The 23,217-nt window shown below is 44.4% G+C and carries 24 protein-coding genes and 1 riboswitch; of the genes, 20 read left to right on the top strand and 4 right to left on the bottom strand.

Annotated features, from left to right (window positions below; all coding sequences use genetic code 11):
- Nucleotides 1-33 precede the first annotated feature (33 nt).
- The 5 genes from PGH26_RS10730 to PGH26_RS10710 all read left to right on the top strand — a co-directional run bounded on the left by PGH26_RS10730 (nucleotide 34) and on the right by PGH26_RS10710 (nucleotide 6,295).
- On the top strand, nucleotides 34-1,422 hold the full coding sequence (locus tag PGH26_RS10730) for an isochorismate synthase (protein WP_323691095.1): 1,389 nt from the start codon (nucleotides 34-36) through the stop codon (nucleotides 1,420-1,422).
- Entirely contained in the window at nucleotides 1,415-3,133 is a 1,719-nt protein-coding gene (menD, locus tag PGH26_RS10725; protein WP_323691094.1) for a 2-succinyl-5-enolpyruvyl-6-hydroxy-3-cyclohexene-1-carboxylic-acid synthase, read from the top strand. Before PGH26_RS10730 ends, menD begins: the two co-directional genes overlap by 8 nt.
- Nucleotides 3,123-3,947 (top strand): 2-succinyl-6-hydroxy-2,4-cyclohexadiene-1-carboxylate synthase, encoded by an 825-nt coding sequence (gene menH, locus PGH26_RS10720; RefSeq protein ID WP_323691093.1) that lies wholly within the window; start codon nucleotides 3,123-3,125, stop codon nucleotides 3,945-3,947. The genes menD and menH overlap by 11 nt, the downstream gene beginning before the upstream one ends.
- A 17-nt stretch (nucleotides 3,948-3,964) precedes the next feature.
- The gene (menB, locus tag PGH26_RS10715) at nucleotides 3,965-4,783 is read left to right on the top strand and encodes a 1,4-dihydroxy-2-naphthoyl-CoA synthase (RefSeq protein WP_323691092.1); all 819 of its coding nucleotides are present in this window, start codon (nucleotides 3,965-3,967) and stop codon (nucleotides 4,781-4,783) included.
- Between the two features lie 63 nt (nucleotides 4,784-4,846).
- Nucleotides 4,847-6,295: an o-succinylbenzoate--CoA ligase gene (locus PGH26_RS10710; protein ID WP_323691091.1), complete on the top strand. Its 1,449-nt coding sequence runs from the start codon at nucleotides 4,847-4,849 to the stop codon at nucleotides 6,293-6,295.
- A gap of 54 nt (nucleotides 6,296-6,349) precedes the next feature.
- Here PGH26_RS10710 and PGH26_RS10705 read toward each other — a convergent pair whose 3' ends face one another.
- Nucleotides 6,350-7,321, bottom strand: a complete 972-nt coding sequence (locus PGH26_RS10705; RefSeq protein ID WP_323691090.1) for a metal ABC transporter solute-binding protein, Zn/Mn family — start codon at nucleotides 7,319-7,321, stop codon at nucleotides 6,350-6,352.
- A gap of 89 nt (nucleotides 7,322-7,410) precedes the next feature.
- Complete coding sequence (yidD, locus tag PGH26_RS10700) at nucleotides 7,411-7,641, bottom strand: membrane protein insertion efficiency factor YidD (protein WP_323691088.1); 231 nt, start codon at nucleotides 7,639-7,641, stop codon at nucleotides 7,411-7,413.
- 103 nt (nucleotides 7,642-7,744) lie between these two features.
- On the opposite strand from yidD, the gene PGH26_RS10695 reads away from it, so the two are divergent.
- The 6 genes from PGH26_RS10695 (at nucleotide 7,745) to PGH26_RS10670 (ending at nucleotide 11,559) form a co-directional block, all read left to right on the top strand.
- Nucleotides 7,745-8,194, top strand: a complete 450-nt coding sequence (locus PGH26_RS10695) for a Dps family protein (protein WP_323691087.1) — start codon at nucleotides 7,745-7,747, stop codon at nucleotides 8,192-8,194.
- A 61-nt stretch (nucleotides 8,195-8,255) separates the two neighbouring features.
- The gene (locus PGH26_RS10690; protein ID WP_323691085.1) at nucleotides 8,256-8,429 is read left to right on the top strand and encodes a putative motility protein; all 174 of its coding nucleotides are present in this window, start codon (nucleotides 8,256-8,258) and stop codon (nucleotides 8,427-8,429) included.
- A gap of 130 nt (nucleotides 8,430-8,559) precedes the next feature.
- Nucleotides 8,560-9,879: an NAD-dependent malic enzyme gene (locus PGH26_RS10685; protein ID WP_323691084.1), complete on the top strand. Its 1,320-nt coding sequence runs from the start codon at nucleotides 8,560-8,562 to the stop codon at nucleotides 9,877-9,879.
- 62 nt (nucleotides 9,880-9,941) lie between these two features.
- Nucleotides 9,942-10,292, top strand: coding sequence for a transposase (locus tag PGH26_RS10680; protein ID WP_323691083.1), 351 nt, complete (start codon nucleotides 9,942-9,944; stop codon nucleotides 10,290-10,292).
- A gap of 33 nt (nucleotides 10,293-10,325) precedes the next feature.
- Nucleotides 10,326-10,778 carry an NUDIX domain-containing protein gene (locus PGH26_RS10675; protein WP_323691082.1) on the top strand — a complete coding sequence of 151 codons (453 nt, stop codon included), beginning with the start codon at nucleotides 10,326-10,328 and terminating at the stop codon, nucleotides 10,776-10,778.
- Nucleotides 10,771-11,559: an alpha/beta hydrolase family protein gene (locus tag PGH26_RS10670; RefSeq protein WP_323691081.1), complete on the top strand. Its 789-nt coding sequence runs from the start codon at nucleotides 10,771-10,773 to the stop codon at nucleotides 11,557-11,559. Before PGH26_RS10675 ends, PGH26_RS10670 begins: the two co-directional genes overlap by 8 nt.
- A 42-nt stretch (nucleotides 11,560-11,601) precedes the next feature.
- On the opposite strand, the gene pckA is transcribed toward PGH26_RS10670, so the two are convergent.
- Entirely contained in the window at nucleotides 11,602-13,188 is a 1,587-nt protein-coding gene (pckA, locus tag PGH26_RS10665; protein ID WP_323691079.1) for a phosphoenolpyruvate carboxykinase (ATP), read from the bottom strand.
- A 166-nt stretch (nucleotides 13,189-13,354) separates the two neighbouring features.
- Nucleotides 13,355-13,471, top strand: a riboswitch (SAM riboswitch).
- A gap of 195 nt (nucleotides 13,472-13,666) precedes the next feature.
- On the opposite strand from pckA, the gene metK reads away from it, so the two are divergent.
- Nucleotides 13,667-14,872, top strand: a complete 1,206-nt coding sequence (gene metK / locus PGH26_RS10660; protein WP_323691078.1) for a methionine adenosyltransferase — start codon at nucleotides 13,667-13,669, stop codon at nucleotides 14,870-14,872.
- Between the two features lie 52 nt (nucleotides 14,873-14,924).
- On the opposite strand, the gene PGH26_RS10655 is transcribed toward metK, so the two are convergent.
- Nucleotides 14,925-15,437, bottom strand: coding sequence for a gamma carbonic anhydrase (locus PGH26_RS10655; RefSeq protein ID WP_323691077.1), 513 nt, complete (start codon nucleotides 15,435-15,437; stop codon nucleotides 14,925-14,927).
- A gap of 105 nt (nucleotides 15,438-15,542) precedes the next feature.
- Between PGH26_RS10655 and PGH26_RS10650 the strand changes: the two genes are divergently transcribed.
- The 8 genes from PGH26_RS10650 (at nucleotide 15,543) to PGH26_RS10615 (ending at nucleotide 23,115) form a co-directional block, all read left to right on the top strand.
- Nucleotides 15,543-16,337, top strand: a complete 795-nt coding sequence (locus PGH26_RS10650) for an alpha/beta hydrolase (protein WP_323691076.1) — start codon at nucleotides 15,543-15,545, stop codon at nucleotides 16,335-16,337.
- Between the two features lie 17 nt (nucleotides 16,338-16,354).
- Nucleotides 16,355-16,882 carry a signal peptidase I gene (gene lepB, locus PGH26_RS10645; RefSeq protein WP_323691075.1) on the top strand — a complete coding sequence of 176 codons (528 nt, stop codon included), beginning with the start codon at nucleotides 16,355-16,357 and terminating at the stop codon, nucleotides 16,880-16,882.
- Nucleotides 16,883-16,973: 91 nt separating this feature from the next.
- Nucleotides 16,974-17,153 carry a hypothetical protein gene (locus PGH26_RS10640; protein WP_323691074.1) on the top strand — a complete coding sequence of 60 codons (180 nt, stop codon included), beginning with the start codon at nucleotides 16,974-16,976 and terminating at the stop codon, nucleotides 17,151-17,153.
- Between the two features lie 130 nt (nucleotides 17,154-17,283).
- The gene (locus PGH26_RS10635; RefSeq protein ID WP_323691073.1) at nucleotides 17,284-19,425 is read left to right on the top strand and encodes an ATP-dependent helicase; all 2,142 of its coding nucleotides are present in this window, start codon (nucleotides 17,284-17,286) and stop codon (nucleotides 19,423-19,425) included.
- The gene (locus PGH26_RS10630) at nucleotides 19,422-19,796 is read left to right on the top strand and encodes a fluoride efflux transporter FluC (RefSeq protein ID WP_323691072.1); all 375 of its coding nucleotides are present in this window, start codon (nucleotides 19,422-19,424) and stop codon (nucleotides 19,794-19,796) included. The genes PGH26_RS10635 and PGH26_RS10630 overlap by 4 nt, the downstream gene beginning before the upstream one ends.
- Nucleotides 19,793-20,152 carry a fluoride efflux transporter FluC gene (locus PGH26_RS10625; RefSeq protein WP_323691071.1) on the top strand — a complete coding sequence of 120 codons (360 nt, stop codon included), beginning with the start codon at nucleotides 19,793-19,795 and terminating at the stop codon, nucleotides 20,150-20,152. The genes PGH26_RS10630 and PGH26_RS10625 overlap by 4 nt, the downstream gene beginning before the upstream one ends.
- Nucleotides 20,153-20,223: 71 nt before the next feature.
- A complete protein-coding gene (locus PGH26_RS10620; RefSeq protein WP_323691070.1) occupies nucleotides 20,224-22,263 on the top strand; it encodes a catalase in 2,040 nt (679 codons plus the stop codon).
- A gap of 99 nt (nucleotides 22,264-22,362) precedes the next feature.
- Complete coding sequence (locus PGH26_RS10615) at nucleotides 22,363-23,115, top strand: thermonuclease family protein (protein ID WP_323691069.1); 753 nt, start codon at nucleotides 22,363-22,365, stop codon at nucleotides 23,113-23,115.
- Nucleotides 23,116-23,217 lie beyond the last annotated feature (102 nt).

Raw genomic sequence — 23,217 nt, 5'->3', positions numbered from 1 at the left:
CACTAAGAATTTGCCGCATGAGGAGAGAATACTATGAATCGGAAGCTTACGGACTTGCCTAGCTGGGAAAAAACGGCAGCTATGCCGCATGTCCGCTTCTTTACAGAAACAATTGAGGCGGGCGGAATATCACCGCTGTCTTTTTTTGAGGCAGGGGCGTTTATCCATGATTCTCATCGTTTTTATTGGGAAAACGCAGCTAAAACAATGACGCTCGTCGGAATTGGACAAGCGTTAACGTTAACTGATGAAGCTGGAACTAATCGCTACGATACGATTGAATCTAAATGGAAACATTATTGTGACGCACTAATCAAAGAAGACAAAGATATGGATCCTGTATTGTTTGGCGGGTTTTCTTTTGATGAAAAACGCTTATCCATGCATTCAGAATGGGAAGATTTCCCGAATGCTCTTTTCGCTGTGCCTGCTTTCCAGTTGAAGATTGAAAATGGGAAAACATTAGTTGCGATCAATTTTGTCTCAGAAGACTCAGAAACCGTTCAGCAGTTTGAAGCACTTCGAAAACAACGGGACCAATTGATCCACATGGCACAAGTACAAGAATCTGTATCTGCTGAAAAACCATTGCTCTGCTCAATGAAAGAGCTGCGCAAAGAACAGTATTTGAAGGCTGTTAAACAAATTACAGAGAAGATTCAAATGGGGGAAGCTGAAAAGGTTGTCATTGCACGGAAGTTAGCATTGCAATTTGAGCAGCCGATCCGACCGGCAGCTGCACTTCAATCCATTTCCAACGAGCAGCGTGACAGCTATAATTTCGGACTTGAAAATGGGAGCCAGTTCTTTTTCGGTGCAACTCCTGAACGATTGATTGAAATAAAAGACGGACAAGCCTTTTCTGCCTGTGTAGCAGGTTCCATCAAACGGGGAAGCAGTGCCGATGAGGATCAGCAGTTTGGAAACGAGCTTCTGCAAGATAAAAAAAATCGGGAAGAACACCAATATGTAGTCGACATGATTACAGGTGTTTTTGACTCGCTTTGTGCTTCTTATACCGCTGCAGCGAAACCCAAGTTAATGAAAGTGCGAGATATCCAACATTTGCACACACCTGTGCAGGGGCATTTAGGTGCTGAAAGCAGTATCTTCCAATTCGTGAAAGCACTTCATCCGACACCTGCTTTAGGAGGAGTTCCCACACCTGTAGCAATGGAATTGATTCGTCAGGAAGAAGACCTCGACCGCGGTTATTATGCTGCACCTGTAGGCTGGACTGATACATCGGGTAACGGTGAATTTGCAGTTGCGATACGTTCATCGTTATTAGATCAGGACAAAGCATGGCTATACGCCGGTGGAGGCATTGTCGCAGACTCTGAACCCAATCAGGAATATGAAGAGACTTGGGTGAAATTCAGACCGATGCTACGGGCACTTGGAGGTTCGCTAAATGGATAATCGCAAAACGCTGACAAACCATGTGAGAAGAATGGCTGTGATTTTAGTTCAATTGGGAGTCGCTCACGCCGTCATAAGTCCGGGATCGCGTTCGACTCCGCTTGCGTATGCACTGGCTTCCACGGAACAGGTGGAGTCCCATTTACACGTAGATGAACGATCTGCTGGATTTTTTGCACTTGGGTTAGCGAAAGCAACGCAGCAGCCTGTCGTTTTGTTATGCACTTCAGGGACCGCAGCGTCAAATTATCATCCAGCTGTGACAGAAGCGTATTATGCCCGGGTCCCGCTAATTGTCATTACCGCAGATCGGCCGCACGAGTTACGCGATGTGGGGGCTCCGCAAGCGATTCGTCAAATGGGCATGTTCGGTACTCACGTTAAATATGATGTGGACCTTCCCATACCGGAAGATTCGGCTGCAGTCGATGACTATTTAGACAGGCAAATCGCTCGTGCTGTTGGAATGTCATTATCGGAACCAAAAGGACCTGTTCATATTAATGCACCATTTAGAGAGCCATTGCTCATCGATTTCGAACAAGAATCTCCGAAGGTAACGTTTATAGAACGAATTTCCGGTGAAACAACACTGACGACCGAACAAAAGAACCACGTGGGTAACCTCATCAGTTCTGCAAAACGGGGAATACTTGTGATGGGTGAATGCCTTCCTGGTTTCGATAAGAAACAAGTTTGGTCATTTGCTAAGCGAATGAATTGGCCAGTACTTTGCGATCCATTATCCAATCTGCGATCAGAAGTTCCAGCGGATAGCCGCCATTTATGTATTGACTCGTATGATGCGCTGCTGAAAAACGCACCTTTTGCAGCACAAGCTGAAACTGACATGGTTATTCGTATCGGACCGCAGCCTGTCTCTAAACCGTTAACACTATTTTTGAAGAAGTTTCGTCCGAAAACATTCATCGTTGCAGATGAATCCCCGATTTTCCGTGATCCGCTAGGTATTGCCACGCATCACTTGCAAGTGAATGCGATGGACATACTTTCAGTAGAAGCCGATGGACATCAAGAGGCATCGTATACGGAGCTGTGGCACAAAGCGAATGAAATCGCTGCACAATTAACCGAAAGCCATCGGAGTGAACAGGTTCATGAAGGTGACTACGTTCGTACATTACTCACCTCGTTACCGGACGGAAGCGATTTGATCAGCGGAAGCAGTATGCCGATTCGGGACTTGGACACGTATTTCCGTAATACGGAGCGGGATATTGCAATTTTCTCCAACCGCGGCGCTAACGGAATTGACGGAGTCGTCTCAACTGCTCTAGGTATCCAGACTGCACGGAAACGTCCATCTTGGCTTTTAATAGGAGATTTGTCGTTCATGCATGATGTAAATGGGTTACTAATTTCTCGCATGCAGACGATGGATTTAACAATTATGGTGAGTAACAATGATGGGGGCGGGATTTTCTCTTACTTGCCTCAAGCAGCGGTTCCCAATCATTTTGAACAGCTTTTTGGGACGCCAACTGGCTTATCATTTGCACCGCTTGCTGAGATGTATGGCATTCAATACAGCTCGGTTTCATCGATTGAAGAGCTGGAAGGTCAATTAGCAGCAGAAAAGACAGCTCCACTTCGGATCATTGAGATGATTTCAGTTCGCGAACAAAATGTGCAGGCACATCGTGAATTGTGGACTGCGATCGGAGAGGAGCTCGGCCGTAATGGGTTCTGAGTGGATTACAGTCAATGGACATTCGATGCATGTGCAGCGGACGGGTGAGCCTTCTCTGCCTGTTATCGTATTTCTTCACGGATTTACGGGAAGCCTGGACACGTGGAATACAATTGTTTCACTTATGGAAGGGAAAGCCCATACCGTCGCCATCGACTTGTGGGGCCATGGGCGTTCGGACAAACCAGAAACTAGTTCTGATTATTCGATGGAGAAGCAGACTCGAGATCTGGAGCAATTATTTCAGCAGTTGGAACTCCAATCCTTCATCTTGGTCGGTTATTCGATGGGCGGACGAACGGCATTAGGATATGCGACATCTTATCCTGAGAGAATTCAAAGACTCGTGCTCGAAAGTGCTTCACCAGGCCTTAAAACGGAAGCAGAGCGTTTTGAACGCAGGCAGCGAGATGCTAAATTGGCGGATCGTCTTTTGGAGGAACCCTTTGAAGAGTTTGTGGATTTTTGGGAGAGCCTGGCGTTGTTCGACTCACAGAAGTCCATGTCTGCAGAACAAATAGAAGCTGTGCGTAAAGAACGGCTGAATCAGGACCCAAAAGGACTTGCAAATAGTCTAATGGGTATCGGTACAGGCAGCCAGCCGTCCTATTGGAATGTCCTTTCTGACCAGCTGTATCCCGTGGACCTTATTACAGGATCCCTTGATTCGAAGTTTGAAAACATCGCTTTGGAGATGAAGAATCTGTTTCCGAATGTCAGCCATTTCTCTGTTGAAAACGCAGGCCATGCAATCCACGTGGAAAAACCTGAAGAATTTGCTACAATAATAGATGGGATTGTAAAACAAAAATGATTTCTAGGAGGAAAACCATGACAAGACAATGGGAAACACTTCATACATATGAAGACATTAAGTATGAGAAGTTCAATGGTATTGCTAAAGTTACAATCAATCGTCCAGAAGTGCGCAATGCATTCCGTCCAAAAACGGTAATGGAAATGATTGATGCTTTTTCTCGCGCACGTGACGACGAAAGTATCGGAGTCATCGTTCTGACAGGTGAAGGCGAAAAAGCGTTCTGTTCTGGCGGAGACCAGAAAGTACGCGGTCATGGCGGATATGTAGGAGACGACGAGATTCCGCGTTTGAACGTTCTCGATCTTCAGCGCCTAATTCGCGTTATTCCAAAACCAGTTGTCGCAATGGTATCTGGTTTCGCTATCGGCGGCGGGCACGTCCTTCACGTTGTTTGTGATTTAACAATTGCTGCGGACAATGCGATCTTTGGCCAAACGGGACCTAAAGTCGGTTCGTTTGATGCAGGTTATGGCTCAGGATATCTAGCACGTATTATCGGACACAAAAAAGCGCGCGAAATTTGGTACTTGTGCCGCCAGTATAATGCACAAGAAGCATTGGATATGGGACTTGTCAACACAGTTGTCCCTTATGAGCAGCTGGAAGATGAAACTGTTCAATGGTGTGAAGAAATGCTAGCAATGAGTCCGACTGCACTTCGTTTCGTAAAAGCAGCCATGAATGCGGACACAGACGGCCTTGCAGGTCTTCAGCAATTGGCTGGTGACGCTACACTGTTGTACTATACTTCAGACGAAGCGAAAGAAGGACGCGATGCGTTCAAAGAAAAGCGCAAGCCGGACTTCGGTCAGTTCCCGCGATTCCCTTAATGAGTACAAGACGAAAAGACTGCCTATTGGGCAGTTTTTTCTTTATGAAAAGGAGGGCCAGCGATGATTCCTAACTGGTTATTAAAACGCGCAGCATTGACACCGCATGCGCCTGCATTGACCTTTCAAAGAAAGACATGGTCGTATCTCCAACTGAAAGAAGAGGCCGCAGACAGAGCCGGAAAACTCCGTGCTCTTGGTCTTGAACGCGGAAGCCGTATTGCATTACTTGGAGGGACGTCTGCAGAAATGGCGCTGCTCATCCATGGCTGTCTGCTTGCCGGAGTAGAAATGGTCATGCTGAATGCAAGATTGACGGCAGAAGAAATCGAGTATCAGCTGCAAGATTCTGAATCGGAACTGCTCGTGTGCGAAGAAGCTTTTCGCAATCAAGCAAAGCAGCAAATTTGCCAAACTATTGTGTATGATGAATTCCTTCAGCTGGAGAGAGAATCGTTTCCACTGGAGCAGATGTGGGAGGAAGATCGTACGCTGACGATTATGTATACATCCGGAACCACAGGATTTCCAAAAGGCGTCCGTCAAACCGCAGAAAATCATACTTCGAGTGCGCTCTCTGCTGTGTTGAACAGTGGATTGCACGCTGGTGATGCATGGCTTCATATGATGCCGCTATTTCATATAAGCGGCTTCTCCATATTAGCAAGAGCCGTTTTATATGGCTCCGAAGTGAGGTTATTCGAAAAGTTTGACGCGTCTGCAGCCGCTGAAGAAATTACGACGGGACGCGTGACTGGAATGTCTGTTGTCGCTGTAACACTCGAGCGGTTACTGACGGTCATTGAAAATAATAAGCTGACTGTACATCCGAAGTTCCGTACACTGCTTGCAGGTGGAGGCCCTGTCCCTGTCAGCTATTTAAAGCGGGCAGAACAATGCGGACTTCCTGTATTGCAAACGTATGGCATGACAGAAACAAGTTCACAGACTGCAACGCTATCTGCCGAAGACGCATTGCGGAAACCTGGATCTGCCGGTAAACCGCTATTCTTCACAGAAATCCAAATTGATGGGGCAGATGAACCGTTTGATAGAGGAGAAATCCTCATTAAAGGACCGCACGTGACAAAAGGATATATAGGAAAGCACACAACTGCGGAAGCCTTGCAAGAGGGGTGGCTCCATTCAGGGGATATTGGGTATTTCGACGATGAAGGTTTTTTGTTTGTCGCGGATCGACGTTCAGACTTAATCATATCAGGCGGCGAAAACATCTATCCTGCAGAGATTGAAGCGGTGCTTGCAGAACATCCGCAAGTGGCCGAGGCAGGCGTGTGTGCAATGGCAAGTGCCGAATGGGGGGCAATTCCCGCAGCGTTTGTTGTGACGCGGTCACCTATAAACGCGGAAAGTCTAATGGAGTTTTGCCAAACGCGTCTGGCATCTTATAAATTGCCAAAGTCATTTCACTTCGTGGACGAATTGCCCCGCAATGCGTCCAACAAATTACTGCGTAAGGAACTTCGTGAAATGTTAACTGCGGAAAAATAGAATAAAAAAAGCCGGAGGAGAAAGGGATTACTTATCCTTTCCGCCTCCAGTCAATTAATTCAGTGCTTCAGATAATACCTTAATATTGCGTTTCATCAATGAGAAATAATCTTCTTTATCTGCAAGATCCTCTTTTGTCAAAACAGACAAGTTATGAAGAATGGCGGAATCTGCCCCAATTTCATTTTGAACGACTTTGGTCAGTTTGGAACTCACATTCTGTTCAAAAAGAATTGTTTTCACATTCTTCTCTTTCGCTTCTTCTACAATATGCGCGAGTTCTTTTTGGGACGGTTCATTTTGAGTATTGAGTCCCGCAATGGAGATTTGTTCCAACCCATATTGATGAGCAAGATAGCCGAAAGCTGCATGGGAAACAAAGAACGCCTTCGAAGAAGCATGATCGGCCATCGCAGCAAATTCCTGATCCAATTCTTCTAAATCACTTTTCAGCGCTTCGAAGTTTTCCTCATACATTTGCGTATTTTCAGGAGCCTGGTCGATGAGTCCGTCGCGAACCGATGCTGCTAAATCTAAGCTAAGGACTGGAGAAATCCAAACGTGCGGATCCATGTGACCCTCGGAATGGTGTTCGTCTTCATGATCGTGCCCGTGTTCTTCCTCATCTGCTTCATGGTGATGACCTTCCATCAGTTTAGACGGATCGATATGGTCACCTGTTGAAAGCAGTTTGACGTGCTGATTTTTTAATGTCTTTTCTGCATTTTCGACAAAACCTTCAAGTCCCAGTCCCACATAGAAAAACAAATCAGCGTCTGCCAGTTTCATCATTTCTTTTTGGGTTGGATCGAATGTATGCTCATCAGTTCCTGCCGGGTAGATCGATTTTACAGAAACTGTGTCGCCGCCAATTCGTTCTGCAAAGTATTGCAAGGGATAAACCGTCGTATATACGTCGAGTTTTCCATCGTCTGACTTACCTTCCTCAGCGGTATTCTTTTTTCCACAAGCTCCAAGTATGAGCGTCAAAAGGAGAAGCCCAATTAAAATTCGTTTTCGTGTCATTTACCTAAATCCTCCAATACGTAATCATTACGATTTAAAAAGTACTTCCCTATCATACTAGAAGGAGAAGTACTTGACAACTGAAAAAGTTATTTGACTTTTTCTTTCTTAGCTGGGACAGGGTCAAATCCACCTTTATGGAAAGGATGACATTTGGAAATCCGGACAATTGTCAGCCACAATCCCTTCATGACACCATGCGTCTCCACTGCCTCTACTCCATAATGCGAGCAAGTCGGATAGAATCTGCAAGAGGGCGGAGTAAGGGGAGAAATCATTTTTTGATAAAAGCGAATGAGCAACAAAACAAACCTTTTCATATAAACCGCTCCTCATGTATTGTACGTTTAGTTTATACCGTTACGTGGTAAAATAACAGAGAGACGTATTCGATAAAATTATTGGAAAAGAGGTCGTTTTTTTATGTCAGCAGAATTAATCAAAGAATTGAACACACAAGTATCTACATGGTCAGTCATGTACACAAAATTACATAACTACCATTGGTATGTGAAAGGCAAGCAGTTCTTCACACTGCACGCTAAATTTGAAGAACTCTATGATGAAGCGACACAGCACATGGATGATATTGCGGAGCGCGTTCTGACACTTGGCGGCAAACCAACGGCTACCATGACTCAGCATCTATCTGAATCAGTTGTAAAAGAAGCAGACGGCAGTGAAAAAGCCGAGCAGATGGTGGCAGCAATCGTAGCCGATTTTGATGCGATAATGAAATCCTTGAAAACAGGTATGAAATTAGCTGGCGATGCTGGTGATTTCATGACTGAAGATCTGTTGAACGCGATTTATCAAGGAATTGAAAAACACCAGTGGATGCTTAATGCATTCCTCGGGGAAGATAACAATTAAGCAAAAAACCTTCATGACCTGCTGGATGTGCCGATAAACAGGGGGAGAGGAGCTGATTGTTTTGGACATTTCATCCATCATGGCTGGTCAATTGCGAAGTCTTCAATCTACAGTAAAACTAACGATTTTAGACAAAGCAATGACTGCAAATGCATCTGCAGCGACTGAAATGCTGCAATCTATGCCTGAAGCCGCTCATCCTTTTAAAGGTTCAGCAGTAGATATTAAAGCGTAACTGACAATGCGTCACCCGTTTAGGGAGGACGCATTGTTTTTTCTATTTCATTGAACAACGGATGGCCGATGTGTAAAATAGGTCTGTGACTAAACTGTGAATATTTGATATAGAAAAAGGAGAAATTAGAATGACAAGCACACCTTATTTACGGAACTTAATTATTGAAACCCCATCAAAACCTGGTAACTTCGCAAAAGTAGCCTACGCAATCGGTAAGCTGGAAGGGGATATAGGAGACATTCAAACCATAAAAGTCGGCACGCTGTCTACTATCCGCGATGTCTCGGTCCAATGTAATGATGCTGAACAACTCGACAAAATCGTTGAAGCCATCAATGCAATCGGTGATGGGATTCAAGTACAAGCCATTTCCGATGATGTGCTGCGTGCACATGAAGGCGGAAAGATACATATGAAAGGCAAAGTTGAGATTCGTTCACTGGGTGATCTCCGCCGTGTCTATACACCAGGAGTTGCTAACGTCTGTAAAGTGATTGAAAAAGACCCCCAGCAAGCACAATTTTTTACAGGGATTTCGAATACAGTGGCAATCGTAACGGATGGAACAGCTATTTTAGGATTAGGGAATATCGGTCCTGTAGCGGGCATGCCTGTAATGGAAGGAAAAGCGGTTCTGTTCGATCAATTCGCGGGAATCAGCGGCATTCCTATATTACTGGATACAAGCGATCCAGATCAGGTTGTTGAAACTGTTAAGCATATTCATCAAGGATTTGGCGGAATTCTTTTAGAAGATATCGGATCGCCTCATTGCTTCGAAATCGAAGAACGATTAAAAGCCGAACTCAATATTCCTGTCATGCATGATGATCAGCATGGAACAGCAGTAGTTGCACTTGCTTCAACTCTTTCTGCTTGTCGTCAAGCAGGCGTAAAGTTGGGTGACTCTGTTGTCGGTCAAATTGGATTAGGTGCAGCTGGACTTGCCATCAGCCGAATGATGATGGCATACGGGGTTAAAAAGATGCAGGGCATCGATATGAATGAACAAGCGTTGGAGCGTCTTCTTCAATACGGCGGCACAACGGCAGAATCTTTGGAAGAAATAATGGCAACAAGTGATATCGTTATTGCTACCACTGGTGTCCAGGGATTGATCAAACCTGAAATGGTTCGTCCGGGACAAATTATTTTAGCACTGTCGAATCCTCATGCGGAAATTCAACCGGAAGCCGCGCTTGAAGCAGGTGCTGCATTTGCTGCGGATGGACGACTCGTGAATAATGTCCTTGGATTCCCTGGGATTTTCCGCGGTGCACTTAATGCGAAAACGACTAAAATCACATATGATATGCTCATTGCTGCAGCATTAGCGATTTTGGATTCGACAAAACATGGAGATCTCGTGCCGCATCCATTAGACCCGAATGTTCATCAAAACGTGGCAGATGCTGTTGAGAAGGCAGCTAATTTAAGCAGTCTGTAAATCCCTGCACATACACATGCCAAAGTGGTCCATACTACTTTAAAAAAGAGGATGGGATTACTTTGGCAGACGAAAAATATACAATGTATGTGTCAGTTGCTCACCAGCAAGTCAATATTCATAAGGAAGATTCCCCCTATGAATACGTAGTGAACATTCCAAAAGATTATATTGAAGTTTTTCACCATTTGTTTGATCAGACCAATGAATTGGAATTTTTTAACTTTCTGAGAGCCCATTTACCGTATGTCCCTTATCATTATGACCGGAATAATCACAACGTGGATTTACGGTTATACAAAATGTACGCGCTCATCCATGAATTCACGGATGATGAATCGAAAAAGTTCATAGAACAAATGCCGTTTTTCCGTCAACCGGTCGTGAGTCATAAAGGTGCAGGGAACATGTAAATGGGCAGATCAGCTGGATAGGGTGTGCAAGCGATGTTGACATTTGACGACCTGAAGGGAAGTCGTGTAGAGCTGGTTTTTGGTGAACAGGCATTGGAAGCGCGTCATGTCTTAGTAGTACTTAAACACGAAGGAAAGTGGCTGTTGACCACCCACAAAATTCGAGGCGTGGAATTTCCAGGCGGCAAAGCGGAGTCAGGTGAAACGATAGAAATGGCTGCAATCCGGGAAGTGATGGAGGAAACGGGTGTGACCGTTAAAAACTTAGTGAAATTTGCAGAGTATGTGGTCTATACGGAACCTCCGTTTTGCAAAGCGGTATTTACAGCAGACGTTGTTGCCATTGATGAGGATGCAGAACGTTTTGAAACTGATGGAGCCCTGTGGCTGACAGATGAACAATTAGACCGCTGTGACACGCTCAGCTTTCATATGAAGGATAAAGGAATGAACGAACTGAGAAGTTGGGTGGAGCAGCATGCATGATGATGGTCAAATCATCTCTAAACGACTGTATCCGTCTCCGAATCCTTTCATTGAACTCACTGAAATCACGTATTTAAGTGGCGGGGTAAAAGTGAAAGGCATGCTGGCCGAACCAAAAGAAGCGGGAAGTTACGAAGGACTTATATATATGAGAGGCGGCATACAGCACATAGGTATGGCGCGGCCTGCTCGCATTGCACAATTCGCAAGCCAGGGATTTGTCGTTTTTGCTCCTTATTATCGTGGAAATCGGGGCGGGGAAGGACGCGACGAATTTGCTGGTGCAGACCTGCAAGACGCTGTAAGTGCGGTAGATGTACTAAAACAAAGTCCAAAATGGAAAGAAGGACGCGTTCACTTGTTTTCTTTCTCACGAGGAGGCATCATGGCGCTCTGGACCGCAATTTTACGGGATGATATCACGTCGACAGTCCATTGGGCTGGTGTTTCAGATGTTGTGTTTACGTATAAAGAGCGGGAAGATATGCGCCGGATGATGAAACGTGTAATTGGCGGCTCACCGAATAGCGCACCCGATGCATATCGGGAACGAACAGCGTTATTCAGGGTGGAAGAAATTGACGCGCCGGTACTCATCATTCATGGAATGAAAGATGAAAACGTGTCGTTTGAACAAGCCATTATGCTGGAAGATGCACTTCGGAAACACCAGAAAACCACCGAAACGTGGTATTTCCAAGATTATACCCATCACTTCCCATCCTGGCACAATGCTAAGATCGTCAGGGATCTGACAAATTGGATGAGAGCGCAGCCGTAAAAAAAGAACCTTCCGGGATTAGGAAGGTTCTTTTTCGTGCTATTAAATAATTGGACCGCCCTTTTGAAGAATCTCTTCAGAAACTTGGTCAAACTTTTTGAAGTTGTCTTTGAAAAGCTGTGATAGCTCTTTTGCTTTTGCATCATATTCGGATGCATCGCTCCAAGCATTGCGAGGGTTCAGCACTTCACTTGGAACACCCTGGATTTGCTTAGGAATCTGAAGGCCGAATGTAGCAGAAGTTTCTGTTTCAACATCATCTAATTCTCCAGAAAGTGCTGCGCGAACCATTGTGCGTGTGTGCTTCAAGTCCATACGTTTACCAACGCCATAGACACCGCCGGTCCAGCCAGTGTTTACAAGGAATACACGTGAACCGTGCTCATCGATTTTCTTGCCTAGCATATCTGCATATACTGTTGCCGGAAGCGGCAGGAATGGTGAACCGAAGCATGTAGAGAATGTTGCTTCTGGTGATGTGATTCCACGTTCAGTACCCGCAAGTTTCGATGTGAATCCGCTTAGGAAATGATACATCGCTTGTTCTTTCGTCAATTTCGAGATTGGAGGCAGCACGCCGAACGCATCAGCAGTTAGGAAGATGATCGTTTCCGGGTGTCCAGCAACTGATGGAAGCACGATATTGTCAATGTTCTCAATTGGATAAGCAGCGCGTGTATTTTCAGTTAAAGTTGTATCATCATAATCGGGCACGCGTGACTCTGTATCGAGTACCACGTTTTCTAAAACTGTCCCGAATTGAATGGCACCGAAGATCTCAGGTTCTTTTTCTGGTGACAAATGGATGCACTTCGCGTAGCATCCGCCTTCAATGTTAAAGATTCCATGATCTGACCAACCGTGCTCATCATCACCGATGAGTTTGCGGTTTGCATCAGCAGAAAGCGTTGTTTTACCTGTACCTGACAAGCCGAAGAATAGAGCTGCATCGCCTTTTTCCCCAACGTTTGCTGAACAGTGCATGGAAAGAATGCCGTTCTCAGGAAGCAGGTAGTTCATGACAGAGAAAATCGATTTCTTCATTTCTCCTGCGTATTCAGTACCGCCGATTAACACAATACGTTTTTCGAGTGAAATGATGACAAATGTTTCAGTGTCCGTACCGTCAACAGCAGGATCTGCTTTGAACGAAGGTGCAGCCAGGATTGTGAATTGTGCTTCGTGCATTTTCAATTCTTCTTCAGTAGGGCGGATGAAGAGCTGATGCACGAACAGGTTCTGCCACGCAAATTCGTTGATAACTTGAATAGAAAGTTGTGAAGCTTTGTCAGCTCCTGCAAATCCTTTAAATACAAATAGTTCTTCTTTTGTTTGAAGGTGGTTCAAAACCTTCTTATATAGGTTGTCGAAGTGATCTTCTGAAATTGGACGATTGACAGAACCCCAGTCAATCTTATCTTTTGAAGCCGCTTCTTCAGTTATGTAACGATCTTTAGGGGAACGGCCGGTATACTTCCCGGTTTGCGCTGTAACGGCTCCATCTGCTGAAAGCTTCGCCTCACCGCGGGAAACTGCTTTTTCGACTAATACAGGTACAGAGGGCTGTAATGTAATATTAGTTCCAGAAAGAAGTTCTTTGAGTCCATTATCTATTTTCGCTGAAATCATAGGTAGATACCGTCCTTTTCATTATTGCCCGTGTTGGGGCTGTCTTATTTTGAATTAGTATAACACATTAAGAATAATAAACTATACTAATTCAAAACTCAAGTGAGAACAACAAAAAAATTGACAATAGCTCTATTTTCTCGTAGCATAGATAGATGAACGGATACTCTTATCCCGAGTCGGCGGAGGGACAGGCCCTATGATGCCCGGCAACCTGCATAGACGTCCTTGTCTATGAAAAGGTGCCAAACCTGGAGCAGGGGGAAACCCTGGACGATAAGAGTGAAAGGTGCCTATGAAACTCATGCCTTTCCTCATGTATGCAATACGTGAGTGGAGGGCTTTTTCTATTGTTTGCCTTTATCCTTGTGAACGTTGAACGTCGCTTCTCTTCAGGCGCGGGACGAAAACTGGGAAAACGAGAGTACCGTATCACGAGTTCGCTGTAAGGAGACTTGCGGCTGAAGGAGGAAATCATATGACAAATCGACGACTGTTTACATCTGAGTCGGTAACAGAAGGCCATCCTGATAAGATGTGCGACCAAATTTCAGATGCAATTCTGGATGCGATTATCGAGGAAGACCCGAACGCACGCGTTGCGTGTGAAACGACAATTACAACAGGATTAGTTCTCGTGATTGGAGAAATTACGACAACTACGTATGTCGATATTCCGAAAGTGGTTCGAGAAACCGTAAAGGAAATTGGCTACACACGTGCGAAATACGGATTCGATTACGAAACGTCTTCCGTACTGACATCTATTGATGAACAATCACCGGACATCGCAGCCAGCGTCGATCGTGCGCTTGAAGCACGTGAAGGCCAAATGGATGACGAAGAATTAGAAGCAATTGGTGCTGGCGACCAGGGACTCATGTTTGGATATGCGTGTAACGAAACAGAGGAATTGATGCCTCTGCCAATCAGCCTTGCGCACAAACTTTCACGTCAGCTTACAAAAGTGCGGAAAGAAGAAACACTTGACTACTTACGTCCGGATGGGAAAACACAAGTAACGATTGAATATAATGAAAAGAACGAACCCATCCGTGTGGATACGATTGTTATTTCTACACAGCATCATCCTGAAGTGACACTGGAGCAATTGCAGCGTGAAGTCAAACAGCACGTGATTGACTCTGTCGTACCGAAGAACTTACTGGATGAAGAAACAAAATACTTCATCAACCCATCTGGGCGTTTTGTGATTGGAGGTCCACAAGGGGACGCTGGTTTAACTGGACGTAAAATCATCGTTGATACGTACGGAGGCTATGCTCGGCATGGGGGAGGTGCGTTTTCTGGTAAAGACGCAACCAAAGTTGACCGTTCAGCATCTTACGCAGCACGTTATGTTGCTAAAAACTTAGTCGCTGCAGGTCTTGCGGATCGCTGTGAAGTACAGCTGGCGTATGCAATCGGTGTGGCGAAGCCTGTTTCGATTTCTGTTGATACATTCGGAACAAGTGATATTCCTGAAAGCCGTCTTGTTGAGCTTGTCAGAAACCATTTCGATCTGCGCCCGGCAGGGATTATCAAGATGCTCGACCTGCGCCGTCCGATTTATAAGCAGACAGCAGCTTACGGTCACTTCGGCAGAACGGATATCGATCTTCCTTGGGAACGGACAGACAAAGCTTCAGCATTGAAAGAAGAAGTTACTCAACTTAAAGGGTAAATACAAAAAAGCAAGGGCCGATTTAAGCGCCCTTGCTTTTCTTTTTTACATTTCAATTTTGAAGTTGTTTGTAATACTGACCTTTTTCTACGTAGCTCTTAACGATTCTGTCCATATCCGCCCGGTCTTCGTCTGTAACTTCACGAACAACTTTTGCCGGAGAACCGAGTGCTAACATACCAGGGGGAATGACTTTACCTGGAGGAACTAAACTGCCTGCCCCTACAAATGCGCCTTCACCAACCACTGCACCATCTAATATTATAGAACCCATTCCAACGAGAGCCCCTTTTTTAATTGTACAGCTATGTAACGTAACTTTATGTCCGATTGTGACGTCATCTTCTATGACTAACGGTGTGTTAGGACTTTGATGCAGACAGGATAAGTCTTGAATGCTGACGCGTTTACCGATACGGGTCGGTGCAACGTCGCCGCGGATGACGGTACTAAACCAAACAGACGAATCCGCGCCGATTGTGACATCTCCGCTAATGACAGCAAAATCAGCTACAAAAACGGTTTCATCGATGTTTGGCCAAACATCCTTATACGGAACAATCATGAAAATGCCCTCCTTGTTGTGCATTGATGTATAATAATCCTATCAAAGTTTTAGGACCATGTACAAATTGAGTTTAAAGCATTGATATAAATGGAGGGAAGCGCTATGTGGAAATGGGAAGCAGACGGACAAGCAAAAGCAGTCATTGTCATTGTACATAACGCGTACGAAGACCATCAGCGGTATGCATGGCTGATACAGCAATTAAGGATTTCGGGATTTGACGTGATTACAGGTGATTTGCCGGGACATAGTCCGGAGGAGAAAGGGAATCCTCATGAAGAGACTTTCGATTCTTATAAAGAGTTTGCAAAGAAAATGATCGACGCTGGATTGAAAGAAAGTGTGCCCGTCATCGTATTGGCTCATGGGTTGGGTGCTACAGTGATGATTCATTTACTTCAGAGGCATCGAATTGAATGCGCTGGGCTAATTATCAGTTCACCGTGGCTATCGTTAATCCACCACCCGCCTAAGTTTTCATCTATGCTGACACGTCTGGCATCTTCAATGAAGTTAGATCATGGAGTTACTTATGACATGCTTACGAAAAATATGGATGAACGTCCGAAAACACGTCATGCATCCGACGTGAGATCGGTTGTAACTGGCGGCTGGTACAAAGAACTCACATCATTCATGAAAAGTACTCTTCAGAATGAGAAATCGATACAAGACGTACCGCTGCTCGTTCAAACTGGCGGAGAAGATCGAATGACAGATACAGCGGAATCGAAAAAGTGGATGAAACGTCAAAATCTCAGTGAGTTTCAATATAAAGAGTGGCGTCATTTATATCATGATATCTACCATGAACCCGAGCGAGATGAAGTATTTTTATATACAAAATCATTCATCGATAATGTGCTGCGTTCACTTGGATACGTGATTGAAAATTGAAAAACGGAGGTTCTACTATGGAAGCAGAGTCAAAGAAAGAGTTTTGGTCATGGGGGAAGTCCCTGATTGTTGCAGTGCTTGTAGCATTTATTGTCAGACAGTTCTTGTTTACACCAGTTATCGTTTCAGGAGAATCGATGGAACCGACGTATCACGATAAAAACCGGGTAGTCATTTCGAAAATTTCTACCCTTGAACATTTCGACAAAATTGTGTTTCATGCACCGAATGCAGATGAAGACTTCATTAAACGGGTAATCGGACTGCCAGGGGATACAATTGTTATGGAAAATGACGTCCTTTCCATCAATGGAAAGACATACAAGGAGACGTACTTGAACTCAAACAAAGCGGCACTTCCAGAAGGTCAAAAATTGACGCAGGACTTCGAAGTGAAAGTACCAGAAGGCCAGCTGTTCGTGATGGGGGATAACAGAGCGAACAGCATGGACAGCCGAATCTTTGGAAGTATTGAGGAAGACTCTGTAGTTGGAAAAGTGAAGTTCCGTTTTTATCCATTCGATGAAATCGGAAATCCAAAGTAATTATTCGCAGTGAACAGGTAAAATTCACCTGACTCAGTCTGATGTTTTTGAGACATGCTAGCAATAGACCCTTAGAAAAGGAGTGGCAGCATTGTCAGAAAAGCATGAAGGCAAAGAGCAGCGAGCGAAACAGCAATCAGGCAGTATGTCTGGAACGGAGTACACGGACAGTCAGCGCAGGACTGATGAAGTCGCTTCGACCGCGTACACGGGAAGTGCTAAAAAGAAAGTCGATCTGCAAAATGATCGGCTGGAAACAGGTGGATTTTAGCGGTGCACCAACTAATTTATCAAACCTCTGCAGAACATGTGCAGAGGTTTTTTACATCGTTCTAGTCCTCATGAGAACTCAATTTATGATAAATTTAAAGGAACGTATTCTTAAGGGAGATTTGATGTGGATGGAAGATTTTTTTGAACGTAAAAAAAGACAGCTGAATATCCAATTGAACGATGTGCAAAAACAGGCGGTCCTTACAACGGAAGGACCCCTTTTGCTGCTGGCTTGTCCAGGCTCAGGGAAGACGACAACCATAATAATGCGCATCGGTTATTTAATAGAAGAACTTGGCGTTAAACCGCGGCGTATAAAAGCCATCACTTTTAGTAAAGCTTCTGCAAAAGATATGCAGAAACGATTCTCGACATTGTTTCCAGAATTACCAGCGGCGGATTTTTCGACAATCCACAGTTTAGCGTTTACGATTTCTAAAAAGTGGCTTGCAAAACAAGGGCGTCAATTTACACTGCTCGAAGGATTCCCAAAACAAAACGCACTGAAAGCGGCATGCCGTCAAGTGTTAAAAGAAAATGCAACAGAAGACCAGCTAAATTCGCTTTCTACGTATATCAGCCTAATGAAGAATCAAATGATTCCTGCAGAGAACTGGTCGGAAAAAGATGAGCCATTTGAGAAAGCATCAAAGATCGCACGTCACTATGAAACGGTGAAGAATGGCGGTGCAGATAACACGCTGCTCGACTTTGATGATCTTTTATTAGCAGCTGAACAAGCTATGCGAACGGATGAAGATCTCGGTGCAGAATTCCAATCCAACTATGACTACATCTTAACAGACGAAAGCCAAGATACATCGCTCGTCCAACACAAAATCGTGGAACATCTGACAGCCATGCACGGAAATCTCTGTGTCGTTGCAGATGATGATCAGTCGATCTATGCATGGAGGGGAGCGGATCCAGATTATTTAATGGATTTCAAGCTTGTGTATCCAGAAGCGAAGCTCTTGTATATGGAACAAAACTATCGATCTTCTTCTGAAATCGTGACAACATCAGCGACATTCATCAAACGAAATAAAAAACGCTGGGATAAAAAGATGCATACGGAAAACGGTTCAAAAGGAAAAATTCAGTTGCGCCGCTTCACCAATCCAAAGCAGCAATTGGAGTATGTGACGTACGAACTTCTTGCTGAAGAGAATTTGAGTGAAGTTGCAATTCTATTCCGGAATAACGCTTCCTCTACGCCTTTTGTAAACGAACTCCATCGCAGAGGCATTCCTTTTTATATGAAAGACGCAGATGATAAGTTTTTCTCCCACTGGGTCGTCCAAGATATTCTCAATTTCATGCGGCTGAGTTTCAATCTAGAGCGAAAAGATATTTTTGCGAAGGTAGCAGGGAAGATGCAGTTATTTGTATCGAAATCGGCTTTACAGCAATTTGAGCGAAGTATGATAAAGGGGAATGTGTTCGATGCTTTCAAAGAGATGGCGGTTTTGAAAGATAGCCAGATTAGGAAGCTCGATGCATATAAGGATGTCTACAAAAAAATTCCAGATATGAGACCTGCACAAATCATCCGCATGATCCGGTATGAGCTGGGATATGAAGAAAGTCTGGTAAGCATGTCGACAAAGTTCGGATATCGTGCGGATAGCTTAAAAGGAATTTTAGATACGTTAGAAGGCATTGCTGAACAGACAAGGACGATGATTGAGTTTGCAGAACAGCTGAAGACGCTGGAAGAGGCGGTGCAGCAGGCAAAACGTGATCCTGCTGGGCAAGCCGTAACGCTTTCCACTTTCCATAGTGCAAAAGGGTTAGAGTTTAAACGGGTGTTTATGATCGACCTTGTCAAAGGAACCATTCCTTCAGAGGATGACCTGACGGATCCTCAATTGCTAGAGGAGGCAAGACGCTTATTTTATGTAGGCATGACCCGAGCGAAAGACAGACTGGAATTGTTGTCCTTTTCCATGGAAGATGGAAAGACCAAAGAGGACTCCAAGTTTGTGAATGAAGTACGGGGGATTTTGTTGCCGAAACGCACGGATTCTGCAAAATCCACAAGCAGTTTGGTGAAAACAGCCCCTAAATCTATCGAGGTGAATCCGAATGGAATCGGGGATCTTCAACTATTAAGTAAGGGTGCACTCATAAAGCATCGGGTTTTCGGTAAAGGAGAAATCCTCGAAGTGGGCAGCGAATCGATTGAAATTCGATTTGCCGCTGCTACAAAGAGATTGGCATTACAGCCCGTGCTTGAAAAGCGAATGCTGGAAGCAGCTGAGCTATGAGAACAATTTTAGCGATAGGTGCTGCGGGTGCGCTCGGGGCATTAGCAAGAACGCTGCTCGGATTACTGGTTCCTGTTTCAAATGGATTTCCTGTTGGCACGTTTGTTGCGAACATCGCAGGTACGTTCATTTTATGTTTTCTTGTAGAAAAAACCCTTCATTGGACGCTTGTGAACAAAACAACATATGACGCCATAACGGTTGGATTTTTGGGAGCATTCACTACATTCTCTTCATTCAGCTATGAAACCTTTGAGCTTTTGCAGACTGATGTTGGATTGGCGCTGCTTTATGGCGGCGGCAGCTTAGCGGTTGGATTGTTCGCAGGCGCATTTGGATTTCGTCTTGGCGGAAGGAGGCAGGCAGCATGACAGGATTTGAACTAGCCGCTGTAGCAGCAGGCGGTTTCATTGGTGCAATTATTCGTTATCAGGCATCTGGAAAGTTGAACATAAACGCACGAATTCCTTATGGAACGCTTCTAGTCAATATGCTTGGCTGCCTGATCATTGGTCTAGTATTCGGTCTGGAGCTGTCTGTCCCGTTAACCTTTTTCCTTGTATCCGGAGTTGCGGGAGCTCTGACGACGTTTTCAACTTGGCTAAAGGAAGTTTTAGGAATGGCGCGTCTTCAGCAAATGATGAAAGCTTTCGGATATATGATAGGTTCAGTCATTTTGGGAATTGGTTTTGTATACGCAGGCTATATTAGCGGATCTTTTTTCTAGAGTAACAGTTTAATAAGCATCTGTTCGGGAATAGACTTGTGACTGATATTCTTGAATGGAGGCGGACAAGCTTGCATAACGAAAATGAAAATCAAAACAAAAAACACCGTCAGCTTGAGACATTTCGTGCTGAAGATAAAAACGAATCTTTAACAACAAACCAAGGTCTTAAAGTATCCGAGGATGAACATTCATTGAAAGCCGGTGAACGCGGTCCTACACTTATGGAAGATTTCCATTTTCGTGAAAAGATGACGCATTTTGACCATGAGCGGATTCCGGAACGTGTAGTCCATGCGAGAGGGTATGCAGCTCATGGAGAATTTGAATTATACGAATCAATGAGTGCCTATACAAAAGCGGATTTCTTGCAGACACCAGGCAAGAAAACACCACTTTTCACACGGTTTTCAACAGTAGCAGGCAGCAAAGGTTCTGCTGAAACAGTGCGCGATGTTCGCGGATTTGCAGTGAAGTTCTATACAGACGAAGGGAATTATGACTTAGTCGGAAACAATATGCCGGTTTTCTTTATACAGGATGCGATTAAGTTTCCGGATTTAGTCCATGCTGTAAAACCAGAACCTCATAACGAAATGCCGCAAGCCGCTTCTGCACATGATACATTTTGGGACTTTGTCGCCAATAACCAAGAGTCTGCACATATGGTGATGTGGCACATGTCTGACCGTGCAATTCCCCGCAGCTTTCGCATGATGGAAGGGTTCGGTGTACATACCTACCGTTTTGTGAACGCAGAAGGAAAATCCCATTTCGTAAAATTCCATTGGAAACCGAAATTAGGCGTTAATTCACTCGTTTGGGATGAAGCCCAGAAAATCAGTGGTAAAGATCCTGATTTCCATAGAAGAGACTTATGGGAAGCAATCGAAAATGGAGACTTTGCTGAGTGGCAACTCGGTGTTCAACTCATTGAAGAATCGCAGGAATTCGATTTCGACTTCGACATTCTCGATCCTACTAAAATTTGGCCGGAAGAAGACGTTCCTGTGAAAATCATCGGGAAAATGACGCTGAACCGAAATGTCGATAATGTTTTTGCGGAAACGGAACAAGTGGCATTCCATCCAGGTCATGTAGTGCCGGGAATTGACTTCTCAAATGATCCATTATTGCAAGGCCGTCTATTCTCGTATACAGATACACAACTGATCCGGTTAGGCGGGCCGAATTTCCATGAGCTGCCGATCAATCGACCTGTTTGCCCCTTCCATAATAATCAGCGTGATGGTTATGGTCGTCAGACGATTAATACAGGACAGGTAGCCTATCACAAAAATTCATTAGCTGATAATACCCCATCTGTTTCAACGGAAGAAGAGGGCGGATACGTTCACTATCAGGAAAAAGTCGACGGTCGCAAGGTCGCAGCTCGCAGTGATTCTTTCAAAGATCATTTCTCTCAAGCGAAATTGTTCTGGAACAGTATGTCGATTGTAGAGAAAAAGCATATTATCGATGCGTTCAGCTTTGAAGTCGGTAAAGTGAAAAATAAAGATATTCGTCAGCAAGTCGTGGACATGTTTGGCCATGTGGATAATGGATTAGCTTCGGCTATTGCCCATGCTGTAGGTGTACACGCACCAAATGCCAGTGAAGAGAGCACAGTTACGAAAAGTTCACCTGCATTAAGCCAAGAGCACAAAGCGAAGTTGCCTGATACGCGAAAGGTTGGAGTGCTGATTGGCAACCAATTCGATGATAAAGAGGTTGAAACTATCGTAGAAGAGTGTTTGAATGCAGGAATGAATGTGGACTTGATCAGTGAAAAGTACGGCACTGTGACTGGCATCAATGGTCTGGAAGCGGAAGTGGATGAAACGTTCTTGACGATGCATGCTGTCCTGTATGACGCAATTGTGGCAGCAGGGGGAGAAGCAGAAAATCCTCAAAAGTTCAAAATGGATACGATTGACTTCCTCAACGAAGCGTATAAACATTTTAAACCAATCGGTATTTTATCAAAAGGAAAAGAATTCGCAGATGACTCCGATGTAAAAGAGACTGCGGGAGTAATACTGGCGAATAATGATAGTTTCGCACAAGAATTTGTAAATGCAGTGGCACAACACCGCCATTGGGATCGATGAAATGAGTACCAGCAGCTGTCCATAAGACAGCTGCTTTTCTTTCGTCTAACAACCTGGTAAACTAGGAAGAATGAACAAATGAGTGGGGACTGAATAATTATGGCACAGCGAACGAGTAAAAAAGGCAAGGGAAAAGGGAGTCTATCCGCACTGATAGTTGCTGTATTGCTAGCAGGGGCTTACTATCTTTTCTTTCAAGAAGAAGACACAGCGCCAACGAGGGATGGTCTGATTCCTGTTGAATTAGTCAAGACGATTGATGGCGATACGATAAAAATCATGTACGAAGGCAAAGAAACGAATGTCCGTTATTTACTCATTGATACACCAGAGACTCATCATCCGAGACTTGGAAAACAGCCATTCGGAGAAGAAGCGAAGAGACGTAACCAGGAATTGATGAATAGCGGGAAGCTAGAGATTGAATTTGATATCGGACAGAAATACGATAAATACGATCGATTACTTGCTTATATTTATATAGACGGAGAAAGCGTTCAAGAGAAATTATTGTCTGAAGGGCTTGCTCGGGTGGCTTATGTCTATCCGCCGAACACACGCCATCTGGATGAGTATGAAAAAGTTCAAAAAGAAGCGAAGAAAAAAGGCATCGGAATTTGGACGTTAGAAGATTACGCAACCGATCGTGGATTCGACAGCGGCACGTATCCTGTTAAAGGAGATACTTCTTCAAAAACGACTGCCAAACAGCCTGTTTCGACCACAACGGAACAGTTTGCTAATTGTACAGAACTCCGGAAAGTATATCCAACAGGTGTAAAAAAAGGTCACCCCGCTTATAGCGAGCGTTTAGACGGAGACAAAGACGGCATGGCTTGTGAACCTAGATAGATATATTGTATAACTTGACAAACTTTAAAGTCATGGTAAGATTTCAATAATCATTCAAACCGAAAAGTAAATAGTCATTCAAAGTGATGATGCAGTAGTGAA

It is taken from the genome of Sporosarcina jeotgali (assembly GCF_033304595.1).
In the GTDB taxonomy this organism is placed as follows: domain Bacteria; phylum Bacillota; class Bacilli; order Bacillales_A; family Planococcaceae; genus Sporosarcina; species Sporosarcina jeotgali.
This window is presented reverse-complemented; position numbering and strand designations above follow the sequence as displayed.